The 14,455-nt window shown below is 70.5% G+C and carries 12 protein-coding genes; 8 read left to right on the top strand and 4 right to left on the bottom strand.

Translation table 11 applies throughout. The features are described 5' to 3' along the window. Positions 1-49: 49 nt before the first annotated feature. Positions 50-1,243 carry an acyl-CoA dehydrogenase family protein gene (locus tag BL253_RS08885; protein ID WP_076815413.1) on the top strand — a complete coding sequence of 398 codons (1,194 nt, stop codon included), beginning with the start codon at positions 50-52 and terminating at the stop codon, positions 1,241-1,243. A 116-nt stretch (positions 1,244-1,359) separates the two neighbouring features. Further along, on the top strand, positions 1,360-3,006 hold the full coding sequence (locus BL253_RS08880) for an AMP-binding protein (RefSeq protein ID WP_076815412.1): 1,647 nt from the start codon (positions 1,360-1,362) through the stop codon (positions 3,004-3,006). 134 nt (positions 3,007-3,140) lie between these two features. Here BL253_RS08880 and BL253_RS08875 read toward each other — a convergent pair whose 3' ends face one another. Then, a complete protein-coding gene (locus BL253_RS08875; RefSeq protein WP_076815334.1) occupies positions 3,141-4,346 on the bottom strand; it encodes an acyl-CoA dehydrogenase family protein in 1,206 nt (401 codons plus the stop codon). A gap of 109 nt (positions 4,347-4,455) precedes the next feature. Here BL253_RS08875 and BL253_RS08870 point away from each other — a divergent pair, with 109 nt between their 5' ends. The 4 genes from BL253_RS08870 to BL253_RS08855 are packed head-to-tail and all read left to right on the top strand — an operon-like array spanning position 4,456 to position 8,350. Continuing rightward, complete coding sequence (locus BL253_RS08870; protein ID WP_076815410.1) at positions 4,456-5,631, top strand: steroid 3-ketoacyl-CoA thiolase; 1,176 nt, start codon at positions 4,456-4,458, stop codon at positions 5,629-5,631. A gap of 43 nt (positions 5,632-5,674) precedes the next feature. Beyond that, complete coding sequence (locus BL253_RS08865) at positions 5,675-6,445, top strand: SDR family NAD(P)-dependent oxidoreductase (protein WP_076815333.1); 771 nt, start codon at positions 5,675-5,677, stop codon at positions 6,443-6,445. 11 nt (positions 6,446-6,456) lie between these two features. Continuing rightward, positions 6,457-7,209, top strand: coding sequence for a crotonase/enoyl-CoA hydratase family protein (locus tag BL253_RS08860; RefSeq protein ID WP_076815331.1), 753 nt, complete (start codon positions 6,457-6,459; stop codon positions 7,207-7,209). Positions 7,210-7,234: 25 nt separating this feature from the next. Further along, positions 7,235-8,350 carry an acyl-CoA dehydrogenase family protein gene (locus BL253_RS08855; protein ID WP_076815329.1) on the top strand — a complete coding sequence of 372 codons (1,116 nt, stop codon included), beginning with the start codon at positions 7,235-7,237 and terminating at the stop codon, positions 8,348-8,350. 68 nt (positions 8,351-8,418) lie between these two features. Here the strand turns inward: BL253_RS08855 and BL253_RS08850 are convergent, their stop codons facing one another. From BL253_RS08850 to BL253_RS08840, 3 genes are all read right to left on the bottom strand, one after another. Next, complete coding sequence (locus BL253_RS08850; RefSeq protein ID WP_076815327.1) at positions 8,419-9,651, bottom strand: amidohydrolase family protein; 1,233 nt, start codon at positions 9,649-9,651, stop codon at positions 8,419-8,421. 110 nt (positions 9,652-9,761) lie between these two features. Next, complete coding sequence (locus tag BL253_RS08845; RefSeq protein WP_076815325.1) at positions 9,762-10,478, bottom strand: nitroreductase; 717 nt, start codon at positions 10,476-10,478, stop codon at positions 9,762-9,764. 46 nt (positions 10,479-10,524) lie between these two features. Further along, positions 10,525-11,289, bottom strand: coding sequence for an acyl-CoA thioesterase (locus BL253_RS08840; RefSeq protein ID WP_076815323.1), 765 nt, complete (start codon positions 11,287-11,289; stop codon positions 10,525-10,527). Between the two features lie 101 nt (positions 11,290-11,390). On the opposite strand from BL253_RS08840, the gene BL253_RS08835 reads away from it, so the two are divergent. After that, positions 11,391-12,626, top strand: a complete 1,236-nt coding sequence (locus tag BL253_RS08835; protein WP_076815321.1) for an acyl-CoA dehydrogenase family protein — start codon at positions 11,391-11,393, stop codon at positions 12,624-12,626. 107 nt (positions 12,627-12,733) lie between these two features. Further along, a complete protein-coding gene (locus BL253_RS08830) occupies positions 12,734-14,299 on the top strand; it encodes an AMP-binding protein (protein ID WP_076815319.1) in 1,566 nt (521 codons plus the stop codon). Positions 14,300-14,455: the final 156 nt, after the last annotated feature.

The raw sequence follows: 14,455 nt of genomic DNA, 5'->3' as shown, positions 1-14,455 counted from the left end.
CGACAACCGTATCGATTTCGAGACGTACTGGCGTGTGGAGGTTCGGACCGTGCTGACGTGGACCGACGAGGAACAGGAGCTTCGCAAGGCTGTGCGACGCTTCGTCGAGGCCGAGGTCGCGCCGCGGCGCGAGGAGCTCGAGCATGGCGATCTGGCTCCGTACGGCATCATGCGCCGGTACTCGGAGGCGTTCGGCGTGGGCGACATCGCGATCGAACGTTTCGAGAGCAGCCTGCGCGGCGAGCCCGGCCCGGCCGTGACCGCCGCGCAGACCCTCATCCCGATGATCGAGTTCTCCCGCTACTGCCCGGGAATCGTGACCTCGATGGGCGTCTCGACGAGCCTCACCGCCGGCGCGATCATCAAGGGCGGCAGCGCGGAGCAGAAGGAGCGCTGGGTCCCGGACCTGCTGACCATCGCCAAGGTCGGGTCCTGGGCCATTACCGAGCCGGACTCGGGGTCGGACGCCTTCGGCTCGATGCGGGCAACGGCGCGCCCCGACGGCGACGGCTACGTGCTCAACGGCGCGAAGACGTTCATCACCAACGGCCCCGACGCCGACACGATCGTCTTCATCTGCAGGCTCGCGGACGGCACCGAGGAGCGGAGGTACGCGACCTTCGTCCTCGACCGGGGCCTGCCGGGCCTGGTCCAGTCCGCGCCGCTGCGCAAGATGGGTCTGCACTCGTCGCGCACCGGCGAGCTGTCCCTGACCGATGTCGTCGTGGGCCCCGACCGCCTCCTCGCGCCCGCGAAGAAGAAGAGCGGCCCGGCGACGAGCGATCGATCCAGCGCCATGGCGACCTTCGTCAAGGAGCGGGCCAGCATCGCGGCCATGGCGCTCGGGATCATCGAACGCTGCCTGGAACTGAGCGTCGACTACGCGCGGACCCGCGTGCAGTTCGGGCGCTCCATCGGCGACTTCCAGCTGATCCAGCTCAAGCTGGCGCAGATGGAGGTCGCGCGCCTCAACGTCGAGAACCTCCTGCTGCGCTACCTGCGGCAGGTCGACGCTGGCGTCCGCCCCAGCCTGACCGAGGCGTCGGCGACGAAGCTCTACGCGGCCCAGGCCGCGATGCAGGTCTCCCTGGAGGCGGTCCAGGTGTTCGGCGGCAACGGCTACATGGCGGAGAACCACGTCGAGCAGCTCTGCCGCGACGCCAAGGTGCTGCAGATCTACGCCGGCACCGACGAGATCCAGGTCAGCCAGATCGCCAAGGACCTGCTGCGCGGCCGGCGCTGACCGTCCCCGTCCCCGATCTCGATCGGAGCGCGCAGCGCGCCCCGGGCGGCCACTGACCGCTTGACCCGCACGGACCGGTTCGCGGTGACGTGCTCATCGGGTTGGACAAGGAAATCATGACGACGAACAAACTGAACTACGCCGAGACGTTCGCGCGGATCRCCGCCGCCGACCCGGAGCGCGCGGCCCTGCGCTGGCGTGGTCGGACCTGGGCATACGGCCAGATCGACGACCGCGCTTCGCGGGTGGCCGGTGTGCTCATGCAACACGGCTTCGGTGGCGTCGTGAGGCCCCGACCGGACGCCTCCACCACAGGCCAGGATCACGTCGCGCTCTGCCTGACCAACGGGAACGAGTACCTGGAGGCCATGGTAGGCGCGATGAAGGCACGAGCGGTTCCGTGCAACATCAACTACCGCTATGTGGCCCACGAGCTCGCGTACCTCTTCGACAACTCGGACGCCGCCGCCATCGTCTTCCACGCGACCTTCGCGCCCACGATCGCGGCGGCGCTGGCGCAGTCGGCCGGCCGCGACCGCCTGCTGGTGCAGGTCGCGGACGGGTCCGAGAACCCTCTGCTCCCCGGCGCGATCGACTTCGAGACGGCGCTGGCCCAGGCACGCCCAGCCGTCGCCCCGGGCCTGTCGCCCGAGGACCGCTGCATCATCTACACCGGCGGTACGACGGGCATGCCGAAGGGGGTCATCTGGCCGCAGTCCGACTACATCGTCAACTGCCTGCGCATCGCCGACCGCGACGGGAACTCGTACTCGACGCAGGAGGCCGTGGCCCGGGCCGTCGCGCGCGGACGCCCGCTGCGCTCACTTCCGGCCGCTCCACTCATGCACGGCGCGGCCCAGTGGACCGCCCTGAGCTGCTGGCTCAGCGGTGGCACGATCGTCCTTCCCGCCGAGCCGGCCAAGGTGATCCCCGCGGACATCCTCGACACCCTTGAGGCGGAGGGCTGCACCTCCCTGCAGCTGGTGGGAGACGCCTTCGCGCAGCCGCTGATCGCCGAGAACCACCGCAGGCCCCGGCTGCTCGCCAGCCTGCGGCAGATCATCAGCGGCGGCGCGCTGCTCTCCCCGGTGTCGAAGCAGGCCCTGCGGGAGATGGCGCCGAACGCGCGGGTCGTCGACACGATCGGATCGTCGGAGTCGGGCACGATCGCCATCAGCTCCGACGCCCAGTCGACGTACAGGCCGACGTCCGGCTGCGTGCTGACCGATGACCGCACCGGCCGCCTCGAACCCGGCAGCGACGAGGTCGGCTGGCTGGCCACCACCGGGGCGATGCCCGCCGGCTATCTGGGCGACCCCGCCAAGACGGCGGCCACCTTCGTCGAGCTCGGGGGAAAGCGGTACGGGATCGTGGGCGACCGGGCCCGGCTCGCCGCGGACGGTTCCATCCAGCTGCTGGGCCGTGACTCCAGCTGCATCAACACCGGCGGCGAGAAGGTCTACGCCGAGGAGGTGGAGCAGTCGATCAAGCGGCATCCGAGCGTGGTCGACTGTCTGGTCGTCGGCCGGCCGCATCCTCTGTGGGGAAGCGCGGTGGTCGCCGTCGTCGCGGTCCAGCCAGATCGAACCCTCCAGGACGAGGAGGCGGAGATCCGCCATCTCATCGGGCAGGAGCTGGCCCGTTTCAAGATCCCGAAGGCGTTCATCCCGGCCGCCCGCATCAGGCGGCTGGAGAACGGGAAGCCGGACTACCGGTGGGCACTGGAGATGGCGACCGCCGCCGGCGACCGCGTCGAGGCCTAGCGTCAGTCGCCCGGTCGCCCGGTCGCCCGGTCGCCCGGGCACCTGCCTCGAAGGAGGGAAAGTGCTCCCGCGGGGGGCGGATCGGGCCGACGCTGATCCGAACCGGTGAGCACTTTCCCGCCCAGGACGGGGCGTTACCGCGGAATGTCGCGCCAGGAGACGTTCTTGTCGGTGCGTGGCTCGCCGGGCAGATCCAGCAGGCGCTCCCCCAGCATGTTCCGCAGGATCTCCGAGGTGCCGCCCTCCAGAGTGCTGGCGCGGGACCGGAGGAACTGCGACGAGATCGACGGCGTGCTCGAAAGTTGGTCGGCGCGCGCCAACGGGTACCCGGCCTCGTGCAGCATCCCGTCCGCTCCTTCGAGGTCCACGCAGAACTCGTAGATCTCCTGGTGCAGCTCGGTCCACATCAGCTTTCCGATGGAATGGTAGGCACCGGGCACGGATCTCGACATCGCCTTCGCGCGCTGCCCCTGCAGGCGGACCACCTCGGCGCGCAGCCAGATGTCGGCCAGCTGATCGCGCCTGATGGCTCGCTCGGCCTCGCCCAGGGCATCCCGTCGGCGTGCCCAGAGATTGAGCAGCGTACGGACCGGCCCCGTTCCCCTGCCTCCCGCGCCGCCGCTCAGCATCGCCCGTTCGCTCATCAGCGTCGTCGTGGCGATCCTCCAGCCGTCACCCCGGCCGCCGAGCATGGCGTCGTCGGGGACGTGGACGTCGTCGAGGAAGACCTCGTTGAACTCGGCCACACCGGTCATCTGGACGAGCGGCCTCGACTCGATCCCGGGCAGGCGCATGTCCAGCAGGAAGTACGAGATTCCCTGGTGCTTGGGCAGGTCGGGATCGGTGCGGGCGAGCAGCACGCCGAACGAGGCGACGTGCGCGAGGGAGTTCCAGACCTTCTGGCCGTTGACGACCCAGGTCCCGTCCTCCCAGGTGGCCCGCGCCGCCAGGCCGGCGAGATCGGAGCCGGCGCCCGGCTCGGAGAAAAGCTGGCACCACACCTCTTCGCCGGTGAACAACGGGCGCAGGAAACGCCGCTTCTGCTGCTCGGTGCCGTACTCGAGGATCGTGGGCGCGACCATGCCGATGCCGACCGGGTTCAGCCGCAGATTGTGGTAGGTGCACCCGGCGTCGCGCAGCTTCTCGTCGACGAGCGCCTGACGGGTCAGCGGCAGGCCCAGGCCGCCCAGGCCCACGGGGAAATGGACGAAGGCGAGCCCGGCGTCGTACTGGGCGCCACGGAAGGCCACCTGGTCCGCCATCAGCCCGCCGTGGCGTTCGAGGAAGTCGGCGACGCGGGCTTCGAGGTCGTCGACGACGGGTGGCGCGGCGTTGTCCATCGGGGTCCCCTACCGGGCTCGGTGATGATGTCCCGCTCACATGCGGATCGACATCGTTGTCGACTTCGGTCTACAGTACCGCGTAGCCAACCGGTCAAGGGAGTGTTCGATGCCAGAGGTAGTCGTCGTCGACGCAGCACGTACGCCGTTCGGGAAGCGCAAGGGCGCGCTGTCGGGCATGCACGCGGTCGACCTGCTGGGCATCGTCCAGCGCGCCGTGTTCGACCGGACGGGCGTCGACCCGTCGACGGTCGGCCAGGTGATCGGCGGCTGCGTGAGCCAGGTCGGGATGCAGTCGATGAACGTGACCCGGACCGCCTGGCTGACGGCTGGCCTGCCGTTCACGGTCCCGTCGACGACCGTCGACGCCCAGTGCGGGTCATCCCAGCAGGCGATGACCCTGGCCTACGGCCTCGTGGCCTCGGGCGCGGTCGAGTCGGCGCTGGCCTGCGGCGTCGAGGTCATGAGCAGGGTTCCGATGGGCTCGACCACGCCGCGCGACCCGAACGCCGGCAAGCCGGTCAACAAGAACTACTGGAGCCACTACGAGTTCACCAGCCAGTTCGAGGGCGCGGAGCGGCTGGCCGAGAAGTACGGCATCGTGCGCGCGGACACCGACGCGTTCGGCAAGACCTCTCAGGACAAGGCGGCGCGCGCCTGGGCCGAGGACAGGTTCGCGACCCAGCTCGTGACGCTCGACGCGCCCGACGTCGACGAGGCGGGCAAGCCGACGGGGACCACCCACCACGTCGCGCGCGACGAGGGCCTGCGAGCCACCACGCTGGAGGCGCTCGGCGCGCTGAAGGCGACGGGGCGGACCGACGGCGTCCACACCGCCGGCACGTCGTCGCAGATCTCGGACGGCGCGTCCGCGGTCCTGCTGATGAGCAGGGAGAAGGCGACCGCTCTGGGCCTCACGCCGATGGCGACAGTGGTTGACAGCGTCCTGGTCGGGTGCGACCCGGTCCTGATGTTGGAGGGCCCGATCCCGGCCACCCGGCTGCTGCTGGACCGGAACTCCCTGACGATGGCCGACATCGACCTCGTCGAGATCAACGAGGCCTTCGCCTCGGTGGTGCTCGCCTGGGAGCGCGAGCTCAAGGCCGACCTGGACAGCGTGAACGTCAACGGCGGGGCGATCGCCCTCGGCCACCCGCTCGGAGCCACCGGAACGGCGCTGGTCGCGAAAGCCGTCCACGAGCTCGCGCGCGCAGACAAGGAGCAGGCGCTCGTGACGATGTGCTGCGGCGGCGGGCTCGGCACCGGGACGCTCCTGCGCCGCTGACCGGCCAGCCGGCCAGCCAGCCGATTCGACCGAGAGGAAACAGATGGACATCAACGGCGCCGCCGCCATCATCACAGGCGGTGGATCTGGGCTCGGCGCCGCGTCGGCCCGCCTCCTCGCGAAACGTGGCGCTCGCTGCGTGATCGTCGATCGCAACGAGGAGACCGGCAGCCAGGTCGCCGCCGAGCTGGGCGGCGTGTTCGTGGCCGCCGACGTCGCGGACGAGGAGCAGGTGCAGGCCGCTGTCGACACCGCCGTCGGACTCGGGCCGCTGCGGGTGCTCGTCAACGGCGCCGGCATCGGCCCGCCGGCACGGACGCTCGATCGCGACGGAGCGCCGCTGCCGCTCAAGCGGTTCGACTTCGTCGTCCGGGTCAACCTGCTGGGCACGTTCAACTGCATCCGGCTGGCCGCCGCCGCGATGGCCGTGACCGAGCCGCTCGACGAGTACGGCAGCCGCGGCGCCATCGTGAACATGGCGTCGGTCGCGGCCTTCGACGGGCAGATCGGCCAGGCCGCGTACTCCGCGTCCAAGGCCGGCGTCGTCGGCATGACGCTGCCGATCGCCCGTGACCTCGCGGTCGTCGGCATCCGCGTCAACACCGTCGCGCCCGGGCTGATCGACACCCCGATCTACGGGACGGGCGAGAAGGCCGAGGCGTTCAAGGCCCGGCTCGGCGAGAGCGTCCTGTTCCCGCACCGCCTGGGGACCGCCGACGAACTCGCGTCGGTCGTGGTCGAGCTGGTCACGAACGACTACGTGAACGCCGAGACCGTCCGCGTGGACGGCGGCGTGCGCCTCCCCCCGAAGTAAGGAAGAGCGACATGAGCGACGTTGTCCTGACGGAGAAGCGTGATCGCGTCCTGCTGATCACGATCAATCGGCCGGCGGCCCGCAACGCGATCGACAACGATGTCGCGGACGGTCTACTCGCCGCCCAGCGGCAGCTGGACGAGGACAGGGACCTGTCCGTCGGTGTGCTGTGCGGGGCGGGCGGGGCGTTCTGTTCGGGGATGGACCTCAAGGCCTTCGCGCGGGTGGGCTTCCCGAAGGCGCTGGCCGCGGTGCTGTTCGAGTCGACCACCAAGCCGGTGATCGCGGCGGTCGAGGGCTACGCCTTCGCCGGCGGGCTCGAACTGGCGTTGAGCTGCGACATCGTCGTCGCGGCGCGCGACGCCGTGTTCGCCGTGGCCGAGGCGAAGGTCGGCCTCGTCGCGATCGGCGGCGCGCTGATCCGGCTGCCCCGCACGATGCCGTACGGGCAGGTCATGGAGATGGCGCTGACCGGTGACCCGATCAGCGCGCAGGACGCCCATCGCCACGGCCTGGTCACCCGGCTGACCGAACCGGGCGAGAGCGTGCCGGCGGCGCTGGAGCTGGCGGCCCGCATCGCCCGCAACGCCCCGCTGAGCCTCGCGGCGACCAAGCGGCTCGTCCAGGACGCGCAGGGCCGCACGGAGCCGGAGTTCTGGGAACACCAGAAGGCGGTCGCCCGCCCGGCGCTGCGCTCGAAGGACGCCAAGGAGGGCCCGCGGGCCTTCGCCGAGAAGCGCGACCCGCAGTGGTCGGGCGAATARCCGCCAGGCGGATCGGAGCCCACCGATGACCTTCACCCTGTCCGAGGAGCACACGCAGCTACGGCAGGCGGTGCGCGGCTTCTTCGCGGAGACGTCGCCGGAGTCCGAGGTCCGCAGGCTCATGGCCGACCCCACTGGGTTCGACCGGGCGGTGTGGAAGCGGATGGGCGGCGAGCTCGGCCTCCTGGGGCTGGCACTGCCGCGTGACTTCGGTGGTCAGGGCTACTCGACCGTCGAGCTGTCGATCGTCCTGGAGGAGATGGGGCGCAGCCTGCTGTGCGCCCCGTTCCTGTCCTCGGTCGTCCTGGCCGCGAACGCGCTGCTCGTCAGCGGCGACCTCGCGGCGCAGAAGCAGTACCTGCCGGGGATCGCGGCCGGTGAGACGATCGCGGCGCTCGCCGTCACCGAGGAGGCCGGCGGCTGGGACCCGGCCGGCGTGCGGACCCGCGCGACCCGCGCGGCGCGGTGCTGGACGCTCACGGGCACCAAGTCGTTCGTGCTGGACGGCCACGTCGCCGACGTCGTTCTCGTCGTGGCGCGCACGCCGTCGGGGTTCGGCATGTTCGCGGTGCCGGGCGACGCGCCCGGCCTGGAGCGTCACCTGCTCCCCACGATGGACCAGACCCGCAAGCAGGCGAGCCTGACGCTGCGGGACGTCCCGGCGACGCTGGTCGGGGATGAGGTCGCGGCGTGGAGCTACCTCGATCCGGTGCTCGTCCGCGCGGCGGTCGCGCTCGGCGCCGAACAGGTAGGCGGAGCGCAGCGCGTCCTGGAGATGGCCACCGAGCATGCCAGGAACCGGATCCAGTTCGGCCGGCCCATCGGCAGCTTCCAGGCCATCAAGCACAAGGCGGCGAACACCCTGGTCGCCGTGGAGTCGGCCCGTTCGGCGGTTTACCACGCGAGCCTGTGCGCCGAGACCCATCCCGAGGACCTGCCGGTCGCCGCGGCCATCGTCAAGGCCTACTGCTCGCCCGCCTACGTGCGGGCGACGAAGGACAACATCCAGATCCACGGTGGCATCGGGTTCACCTGGGAGCACTCGGCGCATCTCTACTTCAAGCGCGCCAAGTCCTCAGAGCTGCTCTTCGGCGACCCCACCCTGTGGCGCGCCAGGCTCGCCGACCAGCTCGGCCTCTAGCCAGCTACGTCTGAGACGGACCGGCATCCCCCYCGCACCCTTTGCCGTTGGGCTTCGTCATTGCGGCCTCAGCGCAGCCCGTACCAGTCAATCGCGTTCTGGCGGCGGAGCAGGTGCTGCTGCTCCGGGGTGAAGCCGCCGATCACCTCGCTGATGATCTTCGAGGTGTGCGGGAACGACGAGTCGTGGTKCGGGAAGTCCGCCTCGGTCAGGAACAGGTCGGCACCGAACCGCTCGATGACGTCGCGGGTGTAGTCGGCGTAGGCGGCGAGGCCACCGACGAAGCACGCGCGGATGTGCTTGCGGTAGACGTCCATCGGGAGCAGGTCGCCGTGCGGCCAGCTCTTGATCGGCACCTCGCGGACCTTGACCTCCAGGAAGTCGTCCGCGTCGCGCTGGAAACGGTCGTTGTACTGGTAGTGGTCGACCGCGTACGACGCCGCCTCCATGAACTGCGGGAACCAGCCGATGCCGCCCTCGGACAGYGCGATCCGCAGGTTCGGGTGGCGGCGCAGCGCGTCGTTGAACATCCAGTCYGTCGCCGTCGTCGCCGAGTACCACCGGACGAGGACGGTGCGGATCAGGTACGGCGTGTTGGGGCCGGTGTTGGGTACCGTCGAGGACGACCCGATGTGGATCGAGAAGGGCATCCGTGCGTCACTGACCGCGGCGAAGACCGGCTCCCAGTAGCTGGGGTCGTGGATGGACGGCAGGCCCAGCGCCGGCGGGTGCTCGGAGAACAGCACGCTGCGCGCGCCCTTCTCGGCGCAGCGCTCGATCTCTCTGGCGGCCAGCGCCGGGYCCCAGAACGGGATGATGATCGCGGGGATGAGCCGCGCGGGGTCGGTCGCGCACCACTCGTCGAGGATGAAGTCGTTGTAGGCCCGGACACACAGCAGCGCGAGGTCCTTGTCCTTGGCCTCCCAGAACTCCTGGCCACAGAAGCGGGGGAAGTTCGGGAAGACCATCGACGCGAGGACGCCGTCCGCGTCCATCGCCGCCAGCCGCGCGGTGGCGTCGTAGCAGGCCGGCCGCATGTCCGCGTACCGGACGGGGCTGGGGTCGTACCCCTCGGGCCCGACGCCGGCCTGCGTCACCAGTCCGGTGATCGTCTTGCGCTTCTCCTCGTAGCGCCAGACGTCGACGCCGTCGACGTTCTCGACCCGCGGGCACACGTCCTGGTACTTGCTCGGCAGCCTGGAGGTCCACAGGTCCGGCGGCTCGATCACATGGTCGTCTACCGAGACGATCCAGTTCCGCCGCTGCTCGTCCTGAAGTAGCTCAGGCAGCGAATGACTCATCAGTACCTCCGTGACGACGGCCGACCTCGACCCGATAGATTCGATATGAATGTCGATTTTATCTCGCGAAACGTGCGGGCACAAGGCGGTGGAGCGAGCGGCCCGGCGGCCTACGGGACGACGTCTCGCCGCGGGCCTCGGTGCCAGGTCACCGCCTCGTCGATCTCGGCCCGGCTCGTGYGGAACCGGTTCACCGGATGGTCGGTGTCCGGATAGCCGAAGGCGACGCCGAGTACCACTCTGYGGCCGTCGGGCACGCCGAGGTGGTGACGCAGGAACGCGGAGTGCGCGGCCAGCGCCCCCTGCGGCGCCGCGCCCAGCCCGACACTGTGCAGTGCCAGCAGCAGCGAGCCGACGTAGAGGCCGCAGTCGACGGCGCCGTAGGTGCCCAGCTCGCCGTCGGTCGTCACGATCGCCACATGTGGAGCGCCAAAGAACTCGACGTTGCGCCTGCCCTGCTCGCGGGCTCGCTCCCGATCGGACCGCGCGATGCCCAGGCTGCGATACAGCGCGACGCCGGACTCACGTCGCCGCAGCAGCGATAACCCACTGTAACGGGGAAACGCGAAGTCCGGGTCCGGGGCGTTCGGTCCGTCGGCGTGAGCGGCGAGCGCGTCACTCAACGCAGCCGTCGCCTGGCGATCCGCGGTCACCTCGACGTGCCAGGGCTGGGTGTTGCACCACGACGGGGTCCGCTGCGCGAGCGCGAGGACCTGTGCGATCACCGGTCGCGGCACCTGCGCGGGCAGGAACTGGCGGCAGGTCCAGCGTTCGTCGAGCAACTCCTTCAGCGCCTCGTAGCGCTGGTCGGCGAGCGCGTCCGGCATGCGTGTTCACCTCGCCTCTCAGGATCACCGTCGCCGGCTCGGTCGCCTAGTCGCCGATCAGCACTGCCTGCCGGGAGCGGGCGACCAGGACGTCGCCCGCCCACAGCTCACCGTCGTCGTCCGCGTAGCCGTCGCTGACCGAGCCCGCCTCGAACGTCACGAGCGCGTAGTCGTCCGCGGACAGCCCGACAGGCTCGGCCAGGAACTGGACGTGGTAAGCGACGGTCAGCATCCGGCGGACTGGCACAAGCGCCGCGACGGCCGCCGTCCACGAGTCGAGCAGCGTCACCACGCTCAGCTCGTCGGGCGGCCGCGGCTCGGCCAGCCGGATCCAGCCGCCGACCGGGCCCGCCGGCAGCCGGCGCCGCTCGAATCGGGCCGCGAGCGCGAAACGTTCGCGGACCTGCGGGCGGACCGTGAGCTCCGGGCAGTCGGCCGCGGCGGGAACGGCCGGCTGGGGCCAGCGCCGCAGCGGAGGCCCGCCACGGCGGCGGCCGAACGACGCCGTCGCGCAGGTCGTGGTCACCCCGCCCTGGCTCAGCGTGGCCGACACGCTGGACACCGACCGGCCGAGCTGATCCGGGCGCACCGTCACCAGTGCCTCGCCAGGAGCCACCCGTCCACCGAAATGGACCGCCAGCGCCAGCACTCGCTGGTCCGGCGCCTCCACCCCGGCCGCGATGGCCCGCAGCAACAGCGCGGCGAGGTAGCCACCGAACGCCGTGCCGTCCAGCCACCAGCCGGCATCCAGCCGGGCCAGGTATCGGTGCGGGCCGGCGGGCGTCAGCGCGGTCGCCGCGTCGAGCGACATGCCCACCCCCTTCCAGAGTGTCGACATCGTTATCGAAAGACTGTAGCGTGACGGTCGCGTCAGCGCACCCGTGTGTGGACGTCGCATCTCAAGGAGGTCCCGTGACTGTCTCGCTCGAAGCGCCGCCGGCGAACGAGAACGCTGAGCTTCTCGACGGCCTGCGGTCCTTCGTGGACTCGTACATCGTGCCGCTGGAGAAGGAGCAGGCCAGCCTGCTGGACGACCGGCGCCGGTACACGGAGACCGGCGGCTACTCGGCGGACTACGTGGCGCTGCTGAAGTCGGTGCGCRCCGAGTCCGCGCGGGCCGGGTACTACACGATGTTCTGCCCTGAGGAGATCGGCGGCGGCGGCCTCGGCAACGAGACGATGGTGCTGGCCTACGAGATGCTGTACCGGGTCTACGGCCCGGGACGGCCGCTCGTCACCAGCACGATCGCGCACTGGACGTCTGGCCCGAGCTACCTGTGCACGCACATGACGGCCCCGCTGCGCGCCCAGCTCCTGGACGGCATCGTCAACGGCCACCTGAGCGTCTGCTTCGGCATGTCCGAGCCCGACGGGGGATCCGACGCCTGGAACATGTCCACCACCGCGGTCCGTGAGGGCGAGACCTGGCACATCACGGGGACGAAGCAGTGGATCACCGGCTCGCCGTACGCCGACTACTGCTACCTGTTCGCCGTGACCGACCGCGAACTGCTGCGTGCGCGCAGGGGCGGCATCACCTGCTTTCTCGTGCCGATGGACGCCCCCGGGGTCTCGGTGAACTCGGTGATCCGGATGTTCGGCCACATCGGCGGCAACGAGGGCATCCTGTCCTTCACAGACGTCACGGTGGCCGACGACAACGTCGTCGGCGAGGTTCACGACGGTATGCGCCTCGCGCTGCGCGGGGTGAACAACGGCAAGGTCTACAACTCGGGGGTCGCCCTGGGGATCGCGCGGTGGGCGTTCGAGCTGGCCACTGAGTACGCGGGCATCCGGCAGGCCTTCGGCGGGCCCATCTCCCGCAACCAGGGCGTCTCGTTCAAGCTCGCGGACTCGGCGATGGACATCCACTCCGCGCGCCTCGTCGCGCTGGATCTCGCCCGGCGCCTCGACCACGGCGACCGGGCGCTGCGCGAGCTGGCGATGAGCAAGGTCTACTGCGTCGAGGCCGCGTATCGGGTCGTCGAACGCTGCATGCAGATCCACGGCGCGATGGGCTTCACGAACGAGATGCGGCTGGTCGACGGGTGGCAGCATCTGCGCAGCCTGTTCATGGCCGACGGCAGCGCCGAGATCCTGCGTCGCACGATCGCCAACTACGTCCTCAAGGGCGACCGCGGGTTCTAGGCACGGTCACCCGCGCCGGCCATCCCGCGCGGCACCCGGCAATCGCAGTTCAACGAGCACACGGCGCGCCACGTCCGGGCGCGCGGAACGAGCGTGGAGGCGTCAACGTGTCCAGCCCGACCGACCACGGCATTCCGGGCTTCTGGGATTTCGCCGCCGCCAGCCCGGACCGGCTTGCCGCGGTCGACCACGACGGGCGGCTGGTCACCTTCGGCGAGTCCGGGCGGCGGGTCAACCAGCTCTCGCGCGCGCTGCGCGAACTGGGCCTGCGGGCCGGCGACCGGCTGGCCATCGTCCTTCCCAACCGCCTCGCCCAGCTGGAGACGACGTTCGCCGCCGCGCAGATAGGCATCGAGCAGGTCCCCGTCAACACCCATCTCACCCCGGCCGAGATCGCCTACATCCTCGCCGACTCGGCCCCGAGTGCCACGGTCGTGGACGACTCCACCGCCGCGGTGGTCGCGCAGGCGGAGAGGCTGCTGGACGAGAGCACCCGCCGGGCCCTGGATTTCGATGGGGATCTCGCCGTCCTCGCGGCCGCGCAGGACGAGACTCCCCCACCTGACAGGTCCGGCGCGAGCGCCATGCCGTACACGTCCGGGACCTCGGGGCGGCCGAAGGGCGTCAGCCGGGCACAGGTCACCGGGACGCCGGAGGAGGTCGCCTCCACTCCCCTGACCTACCTGATCCGCCGCTTCGGTGTGAACCCGGCCGAACAGGTCGCCAACGGCGTCCACTTAGTCACGTCGCCGCTTTATCACGGAGCCCCGGGCGGGTACGCCAAACTGGCCCTGCACCTCGGGCACACCGTGGTCATTCCGTCCCGCTTCGACGCCGCGGCGACGTTGCGGCTCATCGCCGAGCACCGCGTCACCTGGACCAGCCTGGTGCCGACGATGTTCAAGCGGCTGCTCGACCTTCCCGATGACGCGCGGTCCGCCGCCGACACCTCGTCGCTCCGGTGGGTCTTTCACGGCGGCGCGCCGTGCCCACCGGAACTGAAACGCCGGATGCTCCAGTGGTGGGGCCCGATCATCTACGAGTACTACGCCTCGACCGAAGGCGGCGGAACGTGCATCGGTCCCGAGGAATGGCTCGCGCACGCCCCGAGCGTCGGGCGCCCCTGGCCCGGAGCGGAGATTCGCATTCTGGACGAGGACAGCCAGGAGCGGGCGCCGGGCGACGTCGGGCAGGTGTACTTCCGCAACACGCGCCCGTTCGAGTACCACAACGACGCGGCGAAGACCCGCGGCGTGCAGACGGCTGACGGCCGGTACATCACCGCCGGCGACCTCGGCTATCTCGACGAGGAGGGCTACCTGTTCCTGGCCGCCCGGCGCAGTGACCTGATCATCTCGGGCGGTGTGAACGTCTACCCCGCCGAGGTCGAGGCGGTGCTCACCGAGTCGGCGCGGGTCGCCGACGCCGCGGTGATCGGAATAGAGGACCCCGAATGGGGGCAGCGCGTCGTCGCCGTCGTGCAGCCGGCCGACGGCGTCCTGATCGACGACCTCGCGGACGAGCTGACCACGCTGTGCGCGCAGCGGCTGGCAGCCTTCAAGCGGCCCAAGTCCTTCGAGTTCGTGGACGATCTCGGCCGCACCCCGTCCGGCAAGATCCGCCGGGACGACGTACGAAGGCGGCTGGACCAGGCCTCGCGGCACGCCGGCTGAGACACGCCGGCTGAGGCACGTCGGCAGTCCCGCCGGAGCTTCCGCCGCTCCGGTCCGAACAGGCTCCGCGACTCTCCAGCTACACTCGACACGAGTGTCGGCTACCTGTGACGACGCCGGATCCGCGCGTCCTGACGCGGGCGGACGGGTGACGTC

This window comes from Pseudofrankia asymbiotica, assembly GCF_001983105.1.
Lineage (GTDB): Bacteria > Actinomycetota > Actinomycetes > Frankiales > Frankiaceae > Pseudofrankia > Pseudofrankia asymbiotica.
This window is presented reverse-complemented; position numbering and strand designations above follow the sequence as displayed.

Excerpts from the sequence above, each read along its gene's own strand:
- BL253_RS08855 (WP_076815329.1), top strand. The coding sequence starts at position 7,235 with ATGACCTTCACCCTGTCCGAGGAGCACACGCAGCTACGGCAGGCGGTG.
- BL253_RS08865 (WP_076815333.1), top strand. The coding sequence starts at position 5,675 with ATGGACATCAACGGCGCCGCCGCCATCATCACAGGCGGTGGATCTGGG.
- BL253_RS08870 (WP_076815410.1), top strand. The coding sequence starts at position 4,456 with ATGCCAGAGGTAGTCGTCGTCGACGCAGCACGTACGCCGTTCGGGAAG.
- BL253_RS08875 (WP_076815334.1), bottom strand. The coding sequence starts at position 4,346 with ATGGACAACGCCGCGCCACCCGTCGTCGACGACCTCGAAGCCCGCGTC.
- BL253_RS08840 (WP_076815323.1), bottom strand. The coding sequence starts at position 11,289 with ATGTCGCTCGACGCGGCGACCGCGCTGACGCCCGCCGGCCCGCACCGA.